The sequence below is a fragment of the Priestia sp. D3YE.R1 genome (assembly GCF_049199565.1).
Classification (GTDB): Bacteria; Bacillota; Bacilli; order Bacillales; family Bacillaceae_H; genus Priestia; species Priestia aryabhattai.
This window is the reverse complement of sequence record NZ_JBLTHW010000001.1, coordinates 677,315-699,308: the sequence shown is the minus strand read 5'-3', so window position 1 is coordinate 699,308 and position 21,994 is coordinate 677,315. Positions and strand designations below refer to the sequence as shown.

Annotated in this window: 22 protein-coding genes; all 22 read right to left on the bottom strand. The window is 38.7% G+C overall.

All coding sequences use genetic code 11. The annotated features are described in order from the left end of the window. Window position 1: 1 nt before the first annotated feature. The 22 genes from ACOZIR_RS03625 to sucC all read right to left on the bottom strand — a co-directional run bounded on the left by ACOZIR_RS03625 (window position 2) and on the right by sucC (window position 21,697). Window positions 2-211: a flagellar FlbD family protein gene (locus ACOZIR_RS03625; protein ID WP_025750317.1), complete on the bottom strand. Its 210-nt coding sequence runs from the start codon at window positions 209-211 to the stop codon at window positions 2-4. 35 nt (window positions 212-246) lie between these two features. Beyond that, on the bottom strand, window positions 247-1,041 hold the full coding sequence (gene flgG / locus ACOZIR_RS03620) for a flagellar basal body rod protein FlgG (protein ID WP_045290133.1): 795 nt from the start codon (window positions 1,039-1,041) through the stop codon (window positions 247-249). A gap of 25 nt (window positions 1,042-1,066) precedes the next feature. Further along, window positions 1,067-1,495, bottom strand: a complete 429-nt coding sequence (flgD, locus tag ACOZIR_RS03615) for a flagellar hook assembly protein FlgD (RefSeq protein ID WP_045290135.1) — start codon at window positions 1,493-1,495, stop codon at window positions 1,067-1,069. Window positions 1,496-1,504: 9 nt separating this feature from the next. Further along, window positions 1,505-3,745 (bottom strand): flagellar hook-length control protein FliK, encoded by a 2,241-nt coding sequence (locus ACOZIR_RS03610; RefSeq protein WP_340141720.1) that lies wholly within the window; start codon window positions 3,743-3,745, stop codon window positions 1,505-1,507. Window positions 3,746-3,762: 17 nt separating this feature from the next. Further along, window positions 3,763-4,395 (bottom strand): MotE family protein, encoded by a 633-nt coding sequence (locus ACOZIR_RS03605; protein WP_045290139.1) that lies wholly within the window; start codon window positions 4,393-4,395, stop codon window positions 3,763-3,765. Between the two features lie 9 nt (window positions 4,396-4,404). Next, window positions 4,405-4,848, bottom strand: a complete 444-nt coding sequence (gene fliJ, locus ACOZIR_RS03600; protein WP_045290140.1) for a flagellar export protein FliJ — start codon at window positions 4,846-4,848, stop codon at window positions 4,405-4,407. A gap of 2 nt (window positions 4,849-4,850) precedes the next feature. Then, window positions 4,851-6,164 carry a flagellar protein export ATPase FliI gene (gene fliI / locus ACOZIR_RS03595; protein ID WP_045290142.1) on the bottom strand — a complete coding sequence of 438 codons (1,314 nt, stop codon included), beginning with the start codon at window positions 6,162-6,164 and terminating at the stop codon, window positions 4,851-4,853. Further along, window positions 6,139-6,927, bottom strand: coding sequence for a flagellar assembly protein FliH (fliH, locus tag ACOZIR_RS03590; protein ID WP_045290144.1), 789 nt, complete (start codon window positions 6,925-6,927; stop codon window positions 6,139-6,141). The genes fliI and fliH overlap by 26 nt, the downstream gene beginning before the upstream one ends. After that, entirely contained in the window at window positions 6,920-7,939 is a 1,020-nt protein-coding gene (gene fliG, locus ACOZIR_RS03585; protein ID WP_328120161.1) for a flagellar motor switch protein FliG, read from the bottom strand. Before fliG ends, fliH begins: the two co-directional genes overlap by 8 nt. Window positions 7,940-7,950: 11 nt before the next feature. After that, entirely contained in the window at window positions 7,951-9,543 is a 1,593-nt protein-coding gene (gene fliF, locus ACOZIR_RS03580; RefSeq protein WP_340141719.1) for a flagellar basal-body MS-ring/collar protein FliF, read from the bottom strand. 49 nt (window positions 9,544-9,592) lie between these two features. Further along, complete coding sequence (gene fliE / locus ACOZIR_RS03575; protein ID WP_421535509.1) at window positions 9,593-9,883, bottom strand: flagellar hook-basal body complex protein FliE; 291 nt, start codon at window positions 9,881-9,883, stop codon at window positions 9,593-9,595. Window positions 9,884-9,895: 12 nt separating this feature from the next. After that, window positions 9,896-10,345, bottom strand: coding sequence for a flagellar basal body rod protein FlgC (gene flgC / locus ACOZIR_RS03570; RefSeq protein ID WP_045290150.1), 450 nt, complete (start codon window positions 10,343-10,345; stop codon window positions 9,896-9,898). A gap of 2 nt (window positions 10,346-10,347) precedes the next feature. Continuing rightward, window positions 10,348-10,737 carry a flagellar basal body rod protein FlgB gene (gene flgB / locus ACOZIR_RS03565; RefSeq protein ID WP_045290152.1) on the bottom strand — a complete coding sequence of 130 codons (390 nt, stop codon included), beginning with the start codon at window positions 10,735-10,737 and terminating at the stop codon, window positions 10,348-10,350. Between the two features lie 442 nt (window positions 10,738-11,179). Continuing rightward, a complete protein-coding gene (gene codY / locus ACOZIR_RS03560; protein WP_013058882.1) occupies window positions 11,180-11,959 on the bottom strand; it encodes a GTP-sensing pleiotropic transcriptional regulator CodY in 780 nt (259 codons plus the stop codon). Between the two features lie 28 nt (window positions 11,960-11,987). Continuing rightward, the gene (hslU, locus tag ACOZIR_RS03555; protein ID WP_013084801.1) at window positions 11,988-13,388 is read right to left on the bottom strand and encodes an HslU--HslV peptidase ATPase subunit; all 1,401 of its coding nucleotides are present in this window, start codon (window positions 13,386-13,388) and stop codon (window positions 11,988-11,990) included. A 16-nt stretch (window positions 13,389-13,404) separates the two neighbouring features. Further along, entirely contained in the window at window positions 13,405-13,947 is a 543-nt protein-coding gene (gene hslV / locus ACOZIR_RS03550) for an ATP-dependent protease subunit HslV (RefSeq protein ID WP_013058884.1), read from the bottom strand. A gap of 14 nt (window positions 13,948-13,961) precedes the next feature. After that, window positions 13,962-14,864, bottom strand: coding sequence for a tyrosine recombinase XerC (gene xerC / locus ACOZIR_RS03545; RefSeq protein WP_340141718.1), 903 nt, complete (start codon window positions 14,862-14,864; stop codon window positions 13,962-13,964). A 65-nt stretch (window positions 14,865-14,929) separates the two neighbouring features. After that, window positions 14,930-16,234: an FADH(2)-oxidizing methylenetetrahydrofolate--tRNA-(uracil(54)-C(5))-methyltransferase TrmFO gene (gene trmFO / locus ACOZIR_RS03540; protein ID WP_013058886.1), complete on the bottom strand. Its 1,305-nt coding sequence runs from the start codon at window positions 16,232-16,234 to the stop codon at window positions 14,930-14,932. A 206-nt stretch (window positions 16,235-16,440) separates the two neighbouring features. Beyond that, window positions 16,441-18,516 carry a type I DNA topoisomerase gene (topA, locus tag ACOZIR_RS03535; protein WP_340141717.1) on the bottom strand — a complete coding sequence of 692 codons (2,076 nt, stop codon included), beginning with the start codon at window positions 18,514-18,516 and terminating at the stop codon, window positions 16,441-16,443. Between the two features lie 154 nt (window positions 18,517-18,670). Beyond that, complete coding sequence (gene dprA, locus ACOZIR_RS03530) at window positions 18,671-19,552, bottom strand: DNA-processing protein DprA (RefSeq protein WP_045290154.1); 882 nt, start codon at window positions 19,550-19,552, stop codon at window positions 18,671-18,673. 63 nt (window positions 19,553-19,615) lie between these two features. Further along, on the bottom strand, window positions 19,616-20,518 hold the full coding sequence (gene sucD / locus ACOZIR_RS03525) for a succinate--CoA ligase subunit alpha (protein ID WP_013058889.1): 903 nt from the start codon (window positions 20,516-20,518) through the stop codon (window positions 19,616-19,618). Window positions 20,519-20,536: 18 nt separating this feature from the next. After that, window positions 20,537-21,697, bottom strand: a complete 1,161-nt coding sequence (gene sucC, locus ACOZIR_RS03520) for an ADP-forming succinate--CoA ligase subunit beta (RefSeq protein ID WP_013058890.1) — start codon at window positions 21,695-21,697, stop codon at window positions 20,537-20,539. Window positions 21,698-21,994 lie beyond the last annotated feature (297 nt).

Below are 21,994 nucleotides of genomic sequence, written 5' to 3'. Positions count from 1 at the left end.
TTTATTCCTCCGTCGTTTGCTGCAGTCCTAATACGTTAATTCGCTGATAATAACTCGTCACTTTCTCATTCACTTCTTCAACTGAATCCTTTACCACTAGCTTTTTGTTATTTGTTAGCGTAATAGTTGTATCGGGAAATGCCTCAACCTGCTCGATGTAAAGAGCATTTAACGTAAATGTTTTGCCGTTTAGCCTCGTTAAAGTTATCATAATCGACCGGAGTAATACCTACTCCTTCCTCCCGCCTATCGTTTTAGATTCACTAATTCTTGCAGTATTTCATCGGATGTTGTGATAATTCTTGTATTCGCTTGAAATCCGCGCTGTGCAACAATCATGTCCGTGAATTCTTCCGATAAATCAACGTTAGACATTTCAAGGGCGCTTGAGACGAAGGTTCCTGTACCGTTGGCTCCTGGAGCTCCTAGCAAAGGATTTCCTGAGTTTACGCTTTGAGCAAATAAATTTCCTCCTGCCTTTTGGAGTCCTTCATTATTTGCAAATTTAGCAAGTTCAATTGTTGGTGTATTTGGAGTTATGTTTCCGTTAGCATCTGTGATATTAACCTTCCCATTTGCTCCTATACTGTAGCTCTTACTTGTTGAAGGAATATTAATATTCCCTCCTCCAGTTTTTTGTACGTACAGTCCATCACCCGTTACCAAATTACCGCTGCTATCCAAATAAAAATTCCCTGCCCTTGTGTAATAATTTGTGCTTCCATCATTTACAACAAAATATCCATCCCCAGCAATAGCTAAATCAAGCGGACGCCCCGTTGACTGAATGCTTCCTGCCGTTTGAACTGTATCAATCGTGCCAATCTGTGAACCTAATCCAACTTGTTTAGCATTAACACCTCCACGGTTCCCCGCCGGTGCCGTCGCTCCTGCTACCTGCTGACTTACTAAATCTTGAAACGTTGTACGTCCTTTTTTATAGCCGTATGTATTAACATTGGCAATGTTATTTCCTAGGACATCTAATTTAGTTTGAAAATTTTTCATGCCGCTGATTCCTGAATACATCGAACGTAACATAAAATCACTCCTTAAATTTGGTTGGTTAACTGCTTACTTCTAAGATATCGTTTAGCGAAAGTATCGTATGATTTTCATCGTTGATCGTAAACGATATCTCATTGTTTTTGACGGATGCTGTTGAAATGACTCCTTGCTTTTTATTTCCTTCTTCATCTAACCATGCAGCGGTTTTACCAATTAATTCGCTTCCTTTTAAAATAGGAGAAGCCTGAGACTGCGTTACAAACGTATTGAGCGATGTGCTCATATTTGTCATTTGTTCAAGAGATGAAAACTGAGCCATTTGAGCAATAAAGTCTTTGTCTTCCATTGGATTCATTGGATCTTGATTTTGAAGCTGAGCAATCAAAAGCTTCAAAAAGTCATCTTTGCCAAGCGAGCTGTTTCCCGTTTGCTTCACTTGTGTGTCCCTATTGCTTAAATACAAGTCAGACGTAATTTCATTTGTCATTGTTATCACCTATACGTTGTAGTTAATGAGCGCTGATTCAAAAGAAGATAGAAAGGAAGCCGATTCTTCCAATTGTTGTGAATCTTGATCTTCTTCTTCTTTTTTAAACGCTTCTTTTTCCTGTCTTTCTTTTTGTTGGTCGTTTTCATTGTTATACGACATCGCTTGTTCTGACAGTAGCAAATTAATTTTATCAATTGATACATGCTGAGACGCAAGACCGTGCCGCAAAGTTGAAAGATTGGAGTCCAATAACTCTTTTGTTTTTGCTGACGATACGACAATTCGCGCAACCGTTTCACTGTCTTTCTGAAGCATTTCAATTGAAATCGCACCTAGCTGTTTGGGAAATAACTTAATGAGAAGCTTGGATGTTCCCTCTTCGGTACTAAACGAAGCTTTACTCCATATTTTCTCAAGCTCGTTTACCAAATTGCTAGACTGCTGATAGTCAGATTTTGCTTGCCCTAGATAAATAGAGAACTGCTGAAGCTTAGGCATTTCTCCACTTCCAAAGGATGATGGCTGATTCTCTACTGGCGCCCCGGTTGTGTGTGTACCTGCCGGACTTTCGCTATTTTTTAAAAAGCTATTGGTATCTATACTTCCACTGGGTACAACCACATCTTTTTTCCATGGAAGCTGATTAAAAAACGGTACTTTTTCTTCTTCAGGAAAAGCAGTCACATTTTTCACAGAACTTTCTGAAGCTGTATGAACAGCATCCACATCCAATTGTTCAACGGATACATGCTGAGACGTGAGAGCTTGGCGTAATTTGAAAAGGTTGGTGTCTAACAGCTCCTTTGTTTTCGCTGACGTTACCACAACCTGCGCAACCCTTTCATTTTCTTGTTGAAGCACTTCAATTGAAATCGTCCCTAGCTGATTTGGCAATAACTTAACGAAAAGTTTGGATGCCGCCTCTTCAGTACTGCCCGAAGCTTTACTCCATATTTTTTCCAGCTTGTTTACCAGATCGCTAGACTGTTCATAATCTGATTTCGCTTTCCCTAAATCAATAGAAAACTGCGGCCTTTTTTCTTCTTTACCAAAAGCAGTCATATCTGTTACAGAGCTTTCTGGAGCTGCTTGAACGTCCGCCGCATCCACTTGTTCAACCGATACATGCTGAGACGCAAGAGCTTGTCGTAAACTGAAAAGGCTGGCGTCTAAAAGCTCTTTTGTTTTCGCTGACGTTACCACAACCTGCGCAATTTTTTCATTGTCTTGTTGAAGCACTTCAATCGAAATCGTACCTAGCTGATTTGGAAACAACTTAATGGAAAGCTTGGATGCTCCTTCTTCAGTACTGATCGAAGCTTTACTCCATACCTTTTGCAGCTCGTTTACCAGATTGTCAGACTGTTGATGATCAGAGTTTGCTTGTCCTAGATCAATAGAAAACTCTTGAATCTTAAGCATTTCTCCAGCTCCAAAAGCTGATGGGTTATTTGCTAACATCACCCCGGCCGTTTTAGCAGTGAAAGAACTTTCACTATCTATACTTGGGTTACCTAAAACCACATCTTTTTTCCAGGGAAGCTGATTCAAAAGCGGTACTTTTTCCTCGTTCTGAAAAGCGGCCCTATCTCTTACAGAACTTTTTGGAGCCGCATGAACAACGGCGAAGAAACCAGCTGAGCGCTTTTCATGTAAGGTATCGGTTAATACACGTGGTTGTTTATGAATTTTCTCTATTTTTTCAACAGCAGCTTTCTGCAAGCCTTGAAGCTGCGAATCTGAAAGCTTCACTGACTGCAGCTTCGGTTTTTGTAGTTCTTCCATCAGCTCAGCTAATTCTGTTTGAAACGCAGACGACGTGTTTTTACATATAGTCAACAAGCTAGAAATAGAAGACAAATATTGTTCTTGACTTTCTGTTTTAGATGAAACAGGTTCCTGCTGCATTTCTGTTAACACGTGCTGCAGCTTTAGAAGCGGCTGTTCCAAATCTAGACTACTTGGAATACTACTGATCATTTCGGCTAGATGTTCGTATAAGACAGACGGTTCAACTTCTTTATCTTCCGCTTCACTTAACTGAATTGCTATTAACCCAACTGCCTGCAAAAGGTCTTGATCTACCGCTGTTTCATTCGATGATTTCTCCCGGCTTGCTAAAGGCTGCGTATCTAGCTGCTGAAGCTGCTGAACGATTTCTTCAAAAAAACCCTGAGTCTGAATAACAGCTGCTTTTTCATCGCAGTTTACCTTTGATGCAGCTGCTGGACGTAGTGAAATTTCCACTGTTTTCACCTCTGCTTTTATTCATCAATCTGATCTGTTAACAATGTCGTATAGCGTGCAGCTACTTTCGGATCCATTTTTTCTAAGATTGCCGTTCTTGTACTTGCTTTGAACTGCTTAAGCATCGTTACCGCTTTGTCTTCTTTTAATTCGGCAAAAATGAGCGCTGCATTTTTAGGAGACATATTTTCATAAGTAGCAATGACATCTTTTTTAGCCAGCTGATTATTCTTTTGTTTTTTCGCTTCGTCATCGGCTTTTTCTTCCATATCGCGCATTTCAATTTTTAGTTCATCCATTTGACGATCTTTGGTACTGATCGTTTTCTCATAAGCTGCAATTTGCTTTTCTTTCGTGCTCAGCTTCTTTTGAAGGCTCTCAACCTGCTTTTGTATTTCTTCATTGCTTTCTTGAATATTTTCATTTTTTTGTGACTGCTCACTTGATACAAACGGAATGGCGTGTGTAACAGCAGAAACTTTATCATTTACATTGACGCCTAAAAGTGTCAGGACAATGTAAGCTGCCAAGATGAGGAACACCGCTGGAATAAAGATTAAAAATAAAAACACCTGGCTTTTACTGTAAGATTTCCCATCTTCATAATTTTCTTCTTCGTACTCTTCTCTTAATTCTTTTCGTTTAGCCATGTTTTTCACCTAATTTCTATGCAGCATGTACTGCTGTAAAGACAGCTCATCCATTTGCTTCGCTTCTAATTGTTTTTCCGCTGTTATATAAGAATCGTAGTCTCTCTTTTTTAACTTTTCATACTTCTTTACTTCTACATTCTTTTCTTCTAGCTTTAGTTTCTTTAAGTTCATTTGCTGTCTGGCAAACATGACCTCTTGTTGCAGCCTTTCAATCACTCGTTCGGCACTTGTTAAAAACTGCTGAAATGATGTAATTTCTAAAATAGAAAGCCCCTGCTTCATTTGGCCCGTATGCTGTTCAATCAGCGTTTCTTTTTCTTTTAACTTTTTATAAAGCTTTTCACCCGCTGTTTCAAACTGCTGTAAGGATTGATTATATTGAGATAGCAGTTCATCTTTTTCATTTGACTTGATTGCCATTATTTTAGATAACCTAAATTCATATGCCATATTTACTCACCTTTCACAAACAGTTCACAGAGCTTTGTTACACTTGTTTCAAATGATGGATGTTCGTTCGTTTTTTGCTTTAAAAATGCATCAATGACAGGATGATAGTGGATTGCCTCATCAATGTAAGCAGAAGATCCTCTTTTGTAGGCACCGATGTTAATTAAGTCTTCAGAATTAGCATAGGTAGTCATTAATGAACGCAGTTTTTCAGCTGCTTCTTCATGCCGTTCACTTACGATATGGTTCATCACGCGACTAACGCTTTTTAAGACATTGATGGCCGGATATTGACCTTTATTGGCCAGCTCCCGGTCTAGTACAATATGTCCGTCTATAATGCCTCGCACCGTATCCGAAATAGGTTCATTCATATCATCACCGTCTACTAATACAGTGTAAAAAGCAGTAATAGATCCATGTTGATTAGTTCCTGTACGTTCAAGCAGCCTTGGCAAGCTAGCAAAAACAGATGGTGTATAACCTTTGGTAGTGGGAGGTTCACCTACGGCTAATCCAATTTCTCTCTGAGCCATTGCTACACGGGTAACAGAATCCATCATCATCATGACGCTCAGCCCTTCATCTCGAAAGTATTCAGCAATAGAAGTAGCTGTATATGCTGCTTTCATTCGAAGTAGAGCAGGCTGATCCGAGGTAGCAACTACTACAACTGAGCGCTTCAACCCTTCCTCTCCAAGATCTCGTTCAATAAACTCTCTAACTTCTCTTCCTCGCTCGCCTACAAGGGCAATGACGTTAATATCTGCTTTTGTATTACGAGCAATCATCCCGAGCAGCGTACTTTTTCCAACACCGCTTCCTGCAAAAATACCTATGCGCTGTCCTCGACCTACGGTTAACAAACTATCAATCGTCCTTACACCTACTTCAATAGGATGTTCAATAGGCGGACGTTCTAAGGGATTAGGGGGGTCTTGGTCGGTTAAAACAAAAGGCAAATAATGAGAAAGTTCAGACCCATCTAAAGGGTTCCCTAAGGAATCAAGCACTTGACCTATTAACTCTTTCCCCACGCTTACCTGCAGAGGCTTTTCGGTTGTTTCCACTAGGCAGCCAGGTCCGATATATCGAACAGACGTATAAGGCATTAAAACGACGTGCTCACCGTTAAAACCAACAACTTCTGCACGAATTTTATCTCCTCGTTCACTAAGATGAATAAAGCAAACATCTCCTATTGACGTTCTAGGTCCTTTAGATTCAATCATCATTCCTACTACTCGGCTGACTTTCCCGTACCGTTTAAAAGAAGATGTGCGTGGGATTTCATGAATGAGTTGTGCGACTTTCATGTTTATTCTCCTCTAACAAACGTTCTTTTAATTTTTTCTTCATTTCCGTTAACTGACTATCAAAAGAAGCAACAAGACGCCCATAAGAGGAATCGATGACACAATCCATTTCCTGAAGATTTTCATCTGCATAAATAAACAGCCCGGTTTCTCCGTTTAGTAAATCGAACAGTTCTCGTTTATGTTCACATACATATGCATATTTTTTCGGAGAAACAAAAAGCTGGATTTCTTTATGTTCTCTAACTTCTTTTAAAGACCTTGCAACAACCGATAAAAATGATTCATCTCTTTGAAGCTGCTCATTTAAAATCGTTTCTGCCAGGGTGAAACCTAATTCAAAAATGACTTCTTCAGATTGATTTATATATTCGTAGTACTGGTTCTTGGTTTCGTCAACAATGTTTCGCGATATGGCTAATACATGTTCGTACTCTTGTTTTCCTTGAAGCAGCCCTTCTTCGTAGCCTTCTTCATATCCGCGTTTTTTTTCTTGTTGAAATAGCAGCACCTTCTCTTCTTCCCACTGCTTTTTCAAACGTTCCACTTCGTTTTGAGCTTGTTTGCGGTAAGCGTCTGCCTCGGCCTTTATCATTTCAGCTTCACTATGCGCTTGTTCAATAACGTGCTGTGCATTTTCTTGCTGAAGATGTTCTTCTGCCGGCTCATCTTGTATCGGAAAACCAAATGGAATGACTTGAATGTGCTTAGCGTTTTCATCTGAAAGTTTATTCGTATAAGTTGATTTAATGATATTAGACAATAATATCGTCTCCTCCACCTCGAGCTAGTACAATTTCACCAGCATCTTCTAAACGTCTAATTGCAGCAACGATACGTGACTGAGCTTCCTCTACATCTTTCAAACGCACAGGGCCCATAAATTCCATTTCTTCTTTAAACGTTTCCACCATACGGCTAGACATATTTTTAAAAATAATAGATTTCACTTCTTCACTTGCTACTTTTAAGCTCAACAATAAATCATCATTTTCTACGTCTCGTATCACACGCTGAATAGAACGGTTATCGAGCGTTACAATATCCTCAAATACAAACATTCGCTGTTTGATTTCTTCTGCTAATGCCGGATCTTGAATTTCAAGCGTATCAATAATAATTTTTTCAGTCGCTCGGTCTACTCCATTTAATACTTCAACTACTGCTTCTAAACCACCTGTTTGGGTATAGTCTTGGGTAACAGTAGCAGAAAGTTTTCTCTCTAAAATTTGCTCCACTTCATTAATGACTTCCGGAGACGTACTTCCCATCGTTGCAATCCGCCTTGCAATATCCGCTTGCCTTTCCTGAGGCAGTGATGATAAAATTTGTCCTGCCTGCGGCGGCTCTAAATAAGATAAAATAAGGGCAATCGTCTGAGGATGCTCATGCTGAATAAAATTTAACAGCTGCATAGGATCAGCTTTTCTGGCAAAGTCAAACGGACGAACTTGCAAAGAAGAAGTTAATCGATTGATAATCATCATAGCCTGCTCTGATCCAAGTGCTTTTTCTAACACCTGTTTCGCATAGCTTACTCCTCCTTTTTCAAGGTAGTTTTGAGCAAGCGTTATTTGTTCAAACTCATGAAGCACAGCTTCTTTTAGAGACGGCTCTACCTTTCTCACTGAAGAAATTTCAAGCGTTAGTTGCTCAATTTCATCTTCACTGAGATGTTTATAGATAGAAGCTGATACATCTGGACCGAGAGAAATCAACAAAATTGCTGCTTTTTGCTTTCCAGTTAACTCATTTTTTTGCATAGCCTTTACCATTAGCTTTCCTCCTAATCCTCACTAATCCATGTTCGCAGCAGTTTTGCAAACTCTTCCGGGTCTTGCTTCGCTAACGTTTCAAGATTGCTTTTTGTTTTCTGTTCAGCACTTAAAACAGGAGCTTTTTGTGCCGCTTCATATGCTTCAAACGTTTCATCATACCCTTCATCATATTCCTCTTCATCTAAGTCTTGACGCCTTTTCCTAACCAACAGGACAATAAGAACCACAATAACAAGCAGCAGTGCTCCTCCGATTATATACATCCATAATGGAATCGAACTTGCTGTGTTGTCAGCTGTTTCTTGTCCATTAAACGGCTGAACGGAAACGGTAATCTTATCGCTGACCGCGTTATCCGAGAGAGCTTTCGTATTTGCATCTTTTGAAATGGAAGTACGGACAATTGTACCTAACATTTTTTGAACGTCTGACTCAAGCGTATCGGAGACTTGTGATTTCCCTTTTGCATTGGACGGATCTATCATTACTTGAATGCCAAGGTCTTGAATTTTGTATGGACTTTCGACGATTTCTTTATGAATTCGATTCACTTCATAATTAATTCGTTCCTCGTTTTTTTCGTAGTCTCCGTCTCCACTTGCTGTGCTAGATGAATAATTTGTTGTATCTTCTTCTCCTGTTCCAGCAACGCCTCCATCTTGAGCATTTTTACCAGAAAATGTTTCATTAATTTTTTCAGCGCTAACGGCAATTCCTTGCATATTATCTTTATCAACAGGCTCTACTAGCTTTTCTTCGCGATTTTCCTGTGTAAAATCAAGATCTGCTGTAACAGAGACCATCACTTTGTCTTGACCGACCAGTCTTCCTAGCATTTGCTGTACTTGACGCTGAATATCTCGCTCAACTTCTTTTTTCGCTTCGTTCTGCGAAGCAAATGAGCTAGAAGCTGAATTCGTTTCGTTACCTTTTAAATCAAAGTACTCAAAATATTGGTTCATGATGACGATATTATCTGTAGGAAGGTTTGGCACACTTTTGGATACTAAATGATAAAGAGATTTAATTTGCTGATCATCAAATTTATAACCAGCCTTTGTATTAAGCACAATCGATGCAGAGGCTTCTCCCTGCTTTTCATTCGCCCATACGCTTTCATTGGGAAGGGTAATCATCACCTTTGCATCGTTGACTCCTTGAATGTTTTTCATTAAGTTAGCCAATTCAGTTTGCATCGCATCGAGTTTTAACACATCAAATTCGTTATCTGTCATACCAAAGCTGGCATTTTTTCCAAAAAACGAATAGTCGATACTTCCGCTATCAGGAATTCCTTGTGCAGCTAAATCAACTTTTAGCGAGTCAACGCTTTGTTCAGGCACCGAAATGGTCGTTCCGTTATCAGAGATTTCTGAAGGAACGCTTCTAGCATCAAGCTCTGCTTTGATTTGTCCTGTTTCTTGAGCCGATAGATTGCTATAAAGAGGGACAAATTTATCCTTGTTTAAGAAAACAGATGCTAAACTAATGACTAGAACAGCCGTAAGAGGAGCAGCGATAAGGGCTATTTTCTGTCCTTTTTTGCGGTTATTCCAAAAGACTTTCATCTTATCTCGATAAAGAGCTATTCTTTCATTCATGGTATTCCTCCGGTTATTACTATTTTCATTTTCTTTAATAACCGCTCAATTACATTTGCATTCTCATCATTTCCTGATAGGCTTCAACAGCTTTATTGCGTATTTCAAGAGCCGTTTGCATCGTAATACTTGCTTTTTGAGCAGTAATCATCACATCTTGGAGTTCGACATTTTCTCCTTTAGCAAGCTTTTCAGTCGCTATATCCGAAGCACTTTGAGTATTGTTCAACTCATTGATTGAGTCTTTTAAAAACGTTGAAAACTGTTGAGTTGTTTGTCCAGTGCTAGTAGAAGCTGCTGTTTTTGCTATTGCTATTTGATTGCTGATACCGTTAATCATTTTACCTCTCCTTTATTTTCCAATTTCTAACGTCTTTGTTAATATACTTTTGTTTGTATTAAAGACCGTCACGTTTGCTTCATAGGATCGAGTAGCACTAATTAAATCCGTCATTTCCTTTAAGGGATCTACGTTCGGCATCTGCACGTACCCTTGGTCATTCGCATCTGGATGCGTCGGATTATATACTAAATTAAAAGGAGTATCATCTTCTACGATATCTGTGACTTTTACACCATTGTTTTGATTTTTATTGATTTCGGAGTGTAAGAGAGACGAAAAAGAAGGCGAACGATCAGACTGTATGACAACCATTTTTCTTTTGTAAGGCTGCCACTCACCATTAACGTACGTCCCTCTTGTCGTTTCAGCATTCGCCATGTTAGATGAAACAACGTCCATCCTTAAACGATTGGCAGTTAAAGCTGAAGATGTAATATTCATATTTTGAAAAATAGTCAAACTTATTTACCTCCTCTAATGACTGTTTGAAGAGAATTAAATTTTCCATTTAAACGATCTACTAGCGCCTCATAGTAAATTTGATTTTCAGCCATATCCGCCATCTCTTTATCCATATCCACATTGTTTCCATTTGCTTGATAGGAAGTGTTTCCTTGCTGGGTAATTACTCCCTGAGATGACCCGGAAAATGGGATATGTTTTGAATCAGTCTGATATGCTTCTAACTCATTATGTAATAAATCTCGAAATTCACTCGTACGCGATACTGTTTTCGATTTATAATTTGGAGTATCAACGTTTGCGATATTTTGTGCAATCGTCTGCTGCTTTTGTGACGCATAGCTAATTCCATTTTCAATTGTTTGAAAAGTAGTTGAAAACAAACTCAATTCTTACACCTGCTTATCTATTCTATTTTCCTCAAAAATGAGACAAATTTCGACTTTAGTACCATAGAACTTATTGTAAGAAAAACTTCATGCAATGTCTATCCTTTTTTAAGAACTTTTGGACTATAAACCAAATTTTTCTTCCGTTTTCCAAGCATATTTTAACATCAATGCTATACTTTAGCTCTATTTTTTAAATTAAAAATCAAAATATACACCATAAGTCCTGAATAATATGTAATAAAAGTAACGATTTGTAATCAACTAGTATCTTTTTACTATTTAAAGATTCTATAATATAATTTTTAGATTTTTATATGGAGTTTGTTAAAGATTTATAAAATAGTGAACGAATCGTCTTAACCCACAGCGAATCTTTTCGTACTGAGAGCATGCAAAAAAAGCACACGGGCAAAGCCCGTGTGCTTTTTGGTTCATAAACTTAGTTAGATTTTAATTTTTCAAGCTCTACTAAGAATTTGTTGTTAAGAACTTTAATGTAAGTTCCTTTCATTCCTAAAGAACGTGATTCGATAACGCCAGCACTTTCTAATTTACGTAGCGCATTTACGATTACTGAACGTGTAATTCCAACGCGGTCAGCAATTTTACTTGCTACTAATAGTCCTTCATTTCCATTTAACTCTTCAAAGATGTGCTCAATAGCTTCTAACTCACTGTATGATAATGAGCTAATGGCCATTTGTACAACAGCTTTGCTACGCGCTTCTTCTTCAATTTCTTCTGCTTTTTCACGAAGAATTTCCATACCTACTACCGTTGCACCGTATTCAGCAAGGATCAAATCATCGTCTTCAAACTGACGGTCTAAACGAGATAGTACAAGCGTACCTAGACGCTCTCCGCCCCCGATAATTGGAACGATCGTTGTTAGTCCTGCATCAAATAAGTCTTTATTTTCAACTGGGAAAGCTGTATATTGACTTTCAATGTTTAAGTTAGAAGATGTTTCTTGAATGTTAAATAGGCTTTGAGTATACTCTTCTGGGAACTGGCGTGCTTCTAACATATCTTTCATACGCGCATTCTCAATTTGCTGTTTAACAGCGATTCCTAATAATTTACCGCGACGGCTTACTACGAATACGTTTGATTCGATCACTTCGCAAAGTGTTTCAGCCATTTCTTTAAAGTTTACTGGTTTACCAGCTGCTTTTTGTAGCATTGCATTAATCTTTCTAGTTTTCCCTAATAAATCCATTAGTACTCTTCCTCCTGCGATTTCAGTTCTATAAGATAAATTGACTCAAATCTTTGTTTTTAGCGATTTTTTCTAATTTTTCTTCCACGTACTGCGGAGTAATCACAATTTTCTCTAATGTTACTTCTGGTGCTTCAAACGATAAATCCTCTAGCAAACGTTCTAAAATCGTATGAAGCCTTCTTGCACCAATATTGTCTGTATCTTGATTTACCTGATATGCAATTTCTGCAATCTTACGTATAGCATCGTCAGAAAATTCAATTTGTATACCTTCAGTTTCCAATAATGCCGCATATTGCTTTAATAACGCATTATCGGGCTCTACTAAAATGTTTATAAAATCTTCAACGGTTAGCTTCGTTAATTCAACGCGAATTGGGAATCGGCCTTGCAATTCTGGAATTAAATCCGACGGTTTTGATACATGGAAAGCACCGGCTGCTACAAATAAAACATGATCAGTTTTGACTGCGCCATATTTGGTCACAATCGTTGATCCTTCTACAATTGGTAAAATGTCTCGCTGCACGCCTTCACGTGAAACATCAGCTGAAGATGAATTACCACTTTTCTGAGCAATTTTATCAATTTCGTCAATGAAGATAATTCCGTATTGTTCTGCCCGATTCACAGCTTCTTGAGTCACTTCATCCATATCAATCAATTTTTGCGCTTCTTCATTTGTTAATACTTTTCGTGCATCTTTAACAGTAAGTTTGCGCTTTTTTTGTTTCTTAGGCATAAAATTGCTTAAAGCATCCTGCATGTTCATGCCCATTTGTTCCATACCCGAACCTTGTAACATATCAAACATAGAAGGCTGTTGCTCTTCTACTTCAATTGTGACATAATGATTTTCAAGCTCTCCTAAAGCAAGCTGATGAGCAATCTGCTTGCGCTTCGTGGCAATATTCGTTTCCTCATCTTGATCAGGATCCGCATCGCTTGACTGTGTACCGTTTGAAAAAATCATTTCAAACGGATTTTTAAACGATTGCTGCTTCTTTTTGCTTGGAACAAGAAGCTCCACTATCCGCTTGTTTGCATTTTCTTCTGCGCGATCACGCACGCCGTTCATTTTTTCTTCTTTTACAAGTCGAACTGACGTTTCCACTAAATCACGAACCATTGATTCTACATCGCGTCCTACATAGCCAACTTCCGTAAATTTTGTTGCCTCAACCTTAATAAAAGGTGCACCGACAAGCTTAGCTAAGCGGCGTGCAATCTCGGTTTTACCCACACCTGTAGGACCAATCATTAAAATGTTTTTCGGCACAACTTCATCACGTAAAGATTCGTCTAGCAGACCGCGTCGATAGCGGTTTCGCAGCGCAACAGCGACCGCTTTCTTTGCCTTCGTTTGACCAATAATATACTGATCGAGCTTTTCTACAATTTGTCGAGGTGTTAAATGAGAATTCATAAAAAAATCCCCTTTCCTACAGTTCTTCTACAATAATATGATCATTTGTATAAACACATATCTCACTTGCTACATCTAAAGCTGCTTTTGCAATTTCTTTAGCTGTTAAATGTTCGCCTGCATGTTGTTTTAATGCACGTCCCGCTGATAAAGCATAATTTCCGCCTGATCCAATTGCTAAAATGCCGTCGTCCGGTTCAATAACTTCACCCGTTCCTGATACTAACAGTAAGTTATCTTTGTTCATAACAATAAGCATTGCTTCTAACTTTCGCAATACTTTGTCACTTCTCCATTGTTTAGCAAGCTCAACGGCTGCACGCTGAAGATTTCCGTTATACTCTTCAAGCTTCGTTTCAAATAATTCAAAAAGAGTGAATGCATCAGCTACTGAACCTGCAAAGCCGGCAAGAACTTGCCCTTGAAATAGACGTCTTACTTTTCGAGCAGTATGTTTCATCACAACAGCATTTCCAAACGTTACTTGTCCGTCCCCAGACATGGCACATTGACCGTTATGCTGAACCGCAAAAATCGTAGTAGCATGGAAAGTAGACAAATTAACTCCTCCTTTTATGCGCGAGGATGGTGATTCATATAAACTGCCTTTAAACGATCCTTCGTCACATGTGTGTATATTTGAGTGGTTGATAAATGTTCATGACCTAGCATTTCTTGAACTGTACGTAAATCTGCCCCTTCATTTAACATATGAGTCGCAAAAGTATGCCGCAAAACGTGTGGACTAATATGTATATTCTCAGCGGTTTTCTTTACTAACTGATCAATGACTAAGCGTATGCCTCGGTCTGTCAACGGTGTCCCCTTATAATTTAAAAAGAGCGAATGAGTATCAGAAGGAGCCTTTTTTAAAAGAAGCTTTCTTCCATTATCTATATATACTCTAAGAGCGTCCTTGGCATAACAGCCAAATGGCACGTACCGTTGTTTTTTCCCTTTGCCATATACGAGCAAAGTTTGAAGTGAAAAATCTATATCGCTAAGCTTAATAGATGCACATTCACTCACTCGTATTCCGGTGGCATACAGCAATTCTAATAGAGACTGATTACGCTGCCCTAACGGAGTTGTTAAGTCATTCATTTGAAATAATTTCACAATCTCCTCTTCATACAGGAAGCGAGGATTTCGCTCTTCCTTTTTAGGAAGGGTAACGAGCGCAAATGGATTATCTTCTACTAATTCTTCTCTATTTAAGTACCGATAAAACGTTCTCAAACAAGAAATTTTGCGTGACATCGATCTTTTTGAATACTGCTTTTCATATAGGCGTGTTAAAAACAGCCTTGCATCAGCATATGTAACACCTTGTAGGTTTTGTATTTGCTCTTCCTGCATAAAAGACATGAAGATACCTATGTCTTTTTCATAGCAGTCAACTGTATATTTTGAATAATTTTTCTCAATTTGTAAATATTCTAGAAAGGAATTTAATACATCTTTAACAAATTCCAATGTTATCACCTCACAAGGGCTACTAAATATTATCACAATTAAGTAGCCCTTGCAAACAATTTTGATTATTTTGTTGTAAAATTCTGAATAGTTTCCAATGCTCGTTTAGCAAGCGTTTCATTTCGTTCTTGTTTGTTTTTGATTCGCACTTCCAATTCTTTGAATAAGCCAAAGTTGGCATTCATCGGCTGGAAGTTTTTAGCGCTTGTATGAGTGATATAGTGAGCCATACTGCCAATCGCCGTTTCCTGCGGCAATACAACCAATTCTTCACCAAGCACAAGTCGAGCTGCGTTCATTCCTGCCATTAATCCGCTCGCAGCTGATTCTACATATCCTTCTACTCCCGTCATTTGTCCAGCAAAGAATAAGTCATCACGCTCACGATATTGATACGTAGGCTTTAACAATTTAGGAGAATTAATAAACGTATTTCTATGCATAACTCCGTAGCGCACTACTTCTGCATTTTCTAAACCTGGGATTAAGCTTAATACTTCTTTTTGTGCTCCCCATTTTAAATGTGTCTGGAAACCTACGATATTATATAGTGTACCTGCTGCATCATCTTGACGAAGCTGAACAACTGCATAAGGTCGCTTTCCTGTTTTCGGATCTTCTAACCCAACTGGTTTCATTGGTCCAAAGAGCATTGTTTTTTCTCCGCGTGAAGCCATTACTTCAATTGGCATACATCCCTCAAAATAAATTTCTTTCTCAAATTCTTTTAAAGGAACTGTCTCTGCATTGATTAATGCTTCATGAAAACGCTGGAATTCTTCTTTTGTCATCGGACAGTTTAAATAGGCAGCTTCCCCTTTATCATAGCGAGATTTAAGATATACTTTATCCATATCAATGCTGTCTTTTTCAATAATAGGTGCAGCCGCATCGTAAAAATATAAATAATCTTCACTTGTTAACGCGCGCAGCTTTTCCGATAAATCTTTTGACGTTAACGGACCTGTTGCAATAACAGTTGGTCCCTGTGGAATTTCCGTAATCTCTTCATTAACAACCGTTACGTTTGGATGGTTTTTAACGCTTTCCGTCACACGAGCGGCAAATTCGTGACGGTCAACAGCCAATGCTCCACCTGCTGGAACCGCACACTCGTCTGCTGAACGAATAATTACAGAGTCTAATAATCGCATTTCTTCTTTTAAAACGCCAACTGCATTTGTTAGTGTATTCGCACGCAGTGAATTACTACATACTAATTCAGCAAATTTGTCCGTATGATGAGCAGGTGTTTGCTTCACTGGTCTCATCTCATAAAGACGGACTTTCAAACCGCGCTTTGCGATTTGCCAAGCTGCTTCACTTCCAGCAAGACCTGCTCCGATAACATTAATTACTTGTTCATTCATTGTAAATCCTCCAACTTCATTTCTATCTTTTCTATCATTTTCCTTATACATTCACTTGTCTTTTCCTTTTTTAACGGGACAAAGAAAATGCGACATTACTCAATGTCGCTAATAACGTTTCCATTTTAGCACATGAAGCAATGTCGCCGCATCTTATATAACTGCTATTTTTAAATTTAAAGTGTGGGAATTCATCCCATTCTCTTTTACTGCTGAGCTTCCTCTTTATAATCACAACTTGTACAGACGACTTGAGTTCCTTTTTTCTGTTTCTTCTCCACAAGCAGATTTTCACATTTCGGACATTTTCTTGCAATCGGCTTATCCCAAGATACAAAGTCACAGCCCGGGAATCGATCACAGCCATAAAATGTACGCTTTTTCTTCGATTTTCGCTCAACGATATTTCCTTCTTCACATTTCGGACACTTTACGCCAATCTCTTTTACAATTGGCTTTGTGTTGCGGCAGTCAGGGAAATTAGAGCATGCCATAAATTTTCCATAGCGTCCCATTTTGTATACCATAGGTGAACCGCATTCTTCACAATCTTCTCCGGCAGGTTCATCTTTAATCTCAACTTCGCGCATTTCTTTTTCAGCATGTTCTAAGCGTTTTTCAAAATCACTGTAAAATTCGTCAATAACACGCACCCATTGAACATTACCATCTTCCACTTCATCCAAATCGTTTTCCATTTTAGCTGTAAACTCTACATCTAAAATTTCTGGGAAAAACTCCAATACAAGCTCTAGTACAATTTCTCCAAGTTCTGTTGGAACAAAACGCTTGTTATCGAGCGCTACGTATCCGCGCTTTTGAATCGTATCAAGTGTTGGAGCATATGTAGACGGTCGGCCAATGCCTAGCTCTTCTAATGTCTTGACTAAACGAGCTTCTGTATATCTTGGCGGCGGCTGTGTGAAGTGCTGCTTTTCATCGATGTCCTTAGAATAAGCTACTTCTCCTTCTTCTAAGTCTGGAAGAAGATTTTCTTTTTCCTCCACTTGATCATCATTGCCTTCAACATACACTTTCATAAAGCCTGGAAATTTAACTTTTGAGCCGTTCGCTCTAAATGTTACGTCTCCATTTTTCAAATCTACAGCCATTGTATCCATAATTGCAGGTGCCATTTGACTAGCAACGAAGCGCTCCCATACTAACTTATACAGTCGATACTGATCACGCGATAAGAACTCTTTTACCTCTCCTGGTTTACGAAGAGCTGAAGTTGGACGAATCGCTTCGTGGGCATCTTGCGCATTTGAACTCTTCTTTTCTTTACGCTTTTCCGTTGCCACAAACTGATTTCCGTACGCGTTCGTAATGTAATCTCTAGCTTCTGTTTGAGCTGTTTCTGAAATACGAGTAGAATCGGTACGCATATACGTGATAAGACCTACTGTACCTTCTTTTCCTAAATCAATTCCTTCATATAATTGCTGCGCAATCATCATTGTTTTTTTCGCTCGGAAGTTCAGTTTCCGCGCTGCCTCTTGCTGTAATGAAGACGTGGTAAAAGAAGGAGCCGCATTACGCTTTCGCTCACGTTTTGTTACTTTAGAAATTGAAAATTCATTTCCATCTAATTGTTTGACAATGTTGGTTACATCATCTTCATTTGATAGCTCTACTTTTTTTCCTTGATATTCGATTAACTGGCCTTCAAATTGGTCGTTTCCTTTTTGAAAGGTTGCTTTTACCGTCCAGTATTCTTCTGGGATAAACTTTGCAATTTCTTTTTCACGATCAATAATTAACCGCACTGCAATTGATTGAACCCTTCCGGCACTTAATCCTTTTTTCACTTTTTTCCACAGCAATGGACTGATGTTGTAGCCAACCAGCCTGTCAAGAATACGGCGTGCTTGTTGAGCATCTACTAAATCCATATTAATTGCTCGTGGATGTTTAAAAGATTCTTTAATCGCTTCTTTTGTAATCTCGTTAAATACTACGCGACAGTCCGATGCAATGTCTACATCCAAACTGTGCGCCAAATGCCATGCAATCGCTTCTCCTTCACGGTCTGGATCGGCTGCTAGGTAAATCTTTTTTGCTTTTTTAGCCGCTGTTTTTAGTTCTTTTAAAACCGGGCCTTTCCCGCGAATTGTAATATATTTCGGATTGTAATCTTGTTCAATATCAATTCCCATTTGACTTTTAGGTAAATCGCGAACATGTCCCATCGATGCTTTTACTTTATATTTCTTTCCTAAATAACGTTCAATTGTTTTAGCCTTTGCAGGCGATTCTACAATTACTAGGTAGTCAGACATCTATTTGTTCCTCCTCAAGAGGTAGAATAAAATCTTCATTATTATTAAATATTTGGTTCTTGTTTGTCAAATGTCAAAAAGATAAGTCATACGATTTCCCTACGTATCTCACTAGTATTTCATACCATGCAAGAATATGACTACTTTGAAACATTCATCTTATATACATCATTTCATCTGTAATATCAGCAGCGCTTTGCACAAGTTTTGCCCCTAATTGGATTAACTTATTCGTTCCACATGATGTTTCTTCAAAAATAGAACCCGGTATGGCAAATACTTCTCTTCCTTGCTGAAGCGCCTGGTCGGCGGTAATAAAAGATCCACTTCTTTCTTTTGCTTGCACCACCAACGTGCCTCCTGTTAATCCGCTAATGATTCTGTTTCTGCGAGGGAAAAACCATTTCGTCGGCTTCATAAACGGGGCATATTCAGAAAGCAGCAAATGATGCTGCGCAATTTCTCTTGCTAAATTTTGGTTTCCTCTTGGGTAAATATTATAAAACCCTCCGCCTAAAACTGCAATCGTTTTAGCTTTTTCAGCGATAGCCAGTTCATGAGCAGCCTGGTCAATTCCTAAGGCTAGTCCACTTACAACAACAAATTCTTCATGCAGCATCGGCTTTACAATATGAGTCAGAGCTGCAGTTCCATATGAAGTGGGATTCCTTGTTCCTACAACGCTCAAGCTTGCCGAAGCGTGTAGAAGAGACAAGTTTCCTCTTGCAAATAATACCCAAGGCGGATCATAAATATGGCGCAAAAGTTCAGGATATTCATCATCTAGGATGGTGACACATTGAATATTCTCAGCGTCATATTTATCTAGAATATCTCGTATTGGAATAGTTTGCAAATCTTTTTTTATTTGATTAGCACGTTCAATCGAGAGAGTCAATAGTTTTTGAAGCTGTGATGGAGAGTACTCGTAGAGATTTTGTAATGAAGAATTCTGTTGAAGTAGCGTAAAAATTTGTTTCCAATTAACAGATGGACAATGTGCTAAATGAATTAATTTTTCCCGTAAACCAGACATTCTACAATCTCCTTTTTAAATGGACAAAATAGCCCCCGGTCAAAGGAGGCTATATGTCTTCTATTAATGAGTCTTACACTGCTCGTAAATGCCTTGTTCTTTTAACACTTTAATAAGTGTTTCTCCCATAACAGATGGTGTTTCAGCTACTTGGATACCGCACTCATTCATTGTTTTAATTTTTTCAGACGCTGTCCCTTTACCACCTGAAATAATCGCACCAGCATGGCCCATACGTTTTCCTGGAGGCGCTGTTTGACCGCCAATGAAGCCGACAACAGGTTTTGTCATGTTTGCTTTTACCCATTCTGCCGCTTCTTCTTCTGCCGTACCGCCGATTTCCCCAATCATAATTACTGCATACGTATCTTCATCTTCATTAAACGCTTTTAATACATCGATAAAGTTCGTGCCATTCACCGGGTCACCGCCGATACCAACAGCTGTTGATTGGCCAATGCCAGCTTCAGAAAGTTGGTGAACAGCTTCATATGTTAATGTACCAGAACGTGAAACTACACCTACATGACCTTTTTTGTGAATGTACCCTGGCATAATTCCAATTTTACATTCTTCCGGTGTAATAACACCTGGGCAGTTAGGTCCTACAAGGCGCGTACGTTTTCCTTCCATATAACGCTTTACTTTTACCATGTCTAATACTGGAATACCTTCCGTAATACAAATAACTAAATCTAAATCTGCGTCAACTGCTTCAATAATGGAGTCAGCTGCGAATGCTGGTGGAACATATACAACAGAAGCCGTTGCGCCTGTTTTTTCTTTTGCCTCGGCAACCGTATTAAATACCGGAACACCTTCTACTTCTAAGCCGCCTTTACCTGGCGTTACGCCACCAACAATTTTTGTTCCATATTCTAACATTTGCTGTGTATGAAAAAGGCCAACTCCGCCTGTAATTCCTTGTACAATTACTTTTGTATCTTGATTAATAAATACGCTCATTCCTATCCCCCAGCCTTTCTATTTCACTAGTGAAACGATTTTTTGTGCGCCGTCTGCCATAGATTCAGCAGCTGTGATATTTAAGCCTGATTTTTGTAAAATTTCTTTTCCAAGTTCAACGTTTGTTCCTTCTAAGCGAACAACTAATGGAAGGCTTAATCCAACTTGTTTCGTTGCTTCAACAACACCTGTTGCAATAACATCACATTTCATAATTCCACCGAAAATATTAACGAAAATACCTTTTACATTTTGGTCAGATAAAATAATTTTGAATGCTTCTGTTACTTTTTCAGCAGTTGCGCCGCCCCCAACATCCAGGAAGTTAGCAGGGTCGCCTCCGTAATGCTTAATAATATCCATCGTTGCCATCGCTAAACCTGCACCGTTTACCATACAACCGATATTACCGTCTAGTGAAATGTAGCTTAAGTCGTATTTAGATGCTTCAATTTCTTTAGCATCTTCCTCTTCAAGGTCACGATATTCAAGAATATCTTTTTGGCGATACAGCGCATTTGAATCAAAGTTTAACTTCGCATCCAATGCCATAACGTCTCCGTCACCTGTTACAACTAGAGGGTTAATCTCTGCAATTGAGCAGTCTTTTTCAACAAATACTGTATATAAACCTGTCATGAATTTAACTGCTTTTCCAACTAATTCTTTTGGAATATTAATATTAAATGCAAGTCTGCGAGCTTGGAATGCTTGTAAACCAATCGCAGGATCTACATATTCTTTAAAGATTTTTTCAGGCGTTTTTTCCGCCACTTCTTCAATTTCAGTTCCACCTTCTTCAGAACCCATCAATACAACTTGAGATGTTGCACGATCAAGAACTAAACCGATGTAGTATTCTTTCTTAATATCGCATCCCTCTTCAACTAACAAGCGCTTAACTTCTTTTCCTTCAGGACCTGTTTGGTGCGTTACGAGGGTCTTTCCTAAAATATCTTGTGCATATGTACGAACTTCATCTAAGTTTTTTGCTACTTTGACACCGCCCGCTTTACCGCGTCCACCAGCATGGATTTGTGCTTTCACCACTGATACTTGTGAACCTAATTCCTTTGCTGCTTCAACTGCTTCTTCAACAGTAAAAGCTACTCGACCGTTTGGTACTGCAACCCCATATTTTCTGAGTAGTTCTTTTCCTTGATACTCATGGATATTCATTTCCCATCCTCCTAACATAATCAACCACAAAACTATACTGCACAAAATAGACTGCGCTTTCATTGTATAAAAATAATTGTCTAATTGTCTACTATTCTAGTGAAAAATATTGAAATAATAAGAAAATTGATATTTTTATGGAGATAGTACTTAACCATACCTTATGAAGATGGTGAGACTCCGGGGACGTTAAACGTGGGGTTGATCATGTAAATCAACTCTCATAACTAAAGCAAGCTGAGAGGAAAAGAATTTACGAACTTTTCCCGCTGCAATATCTCCGCTTACATAGGCTAT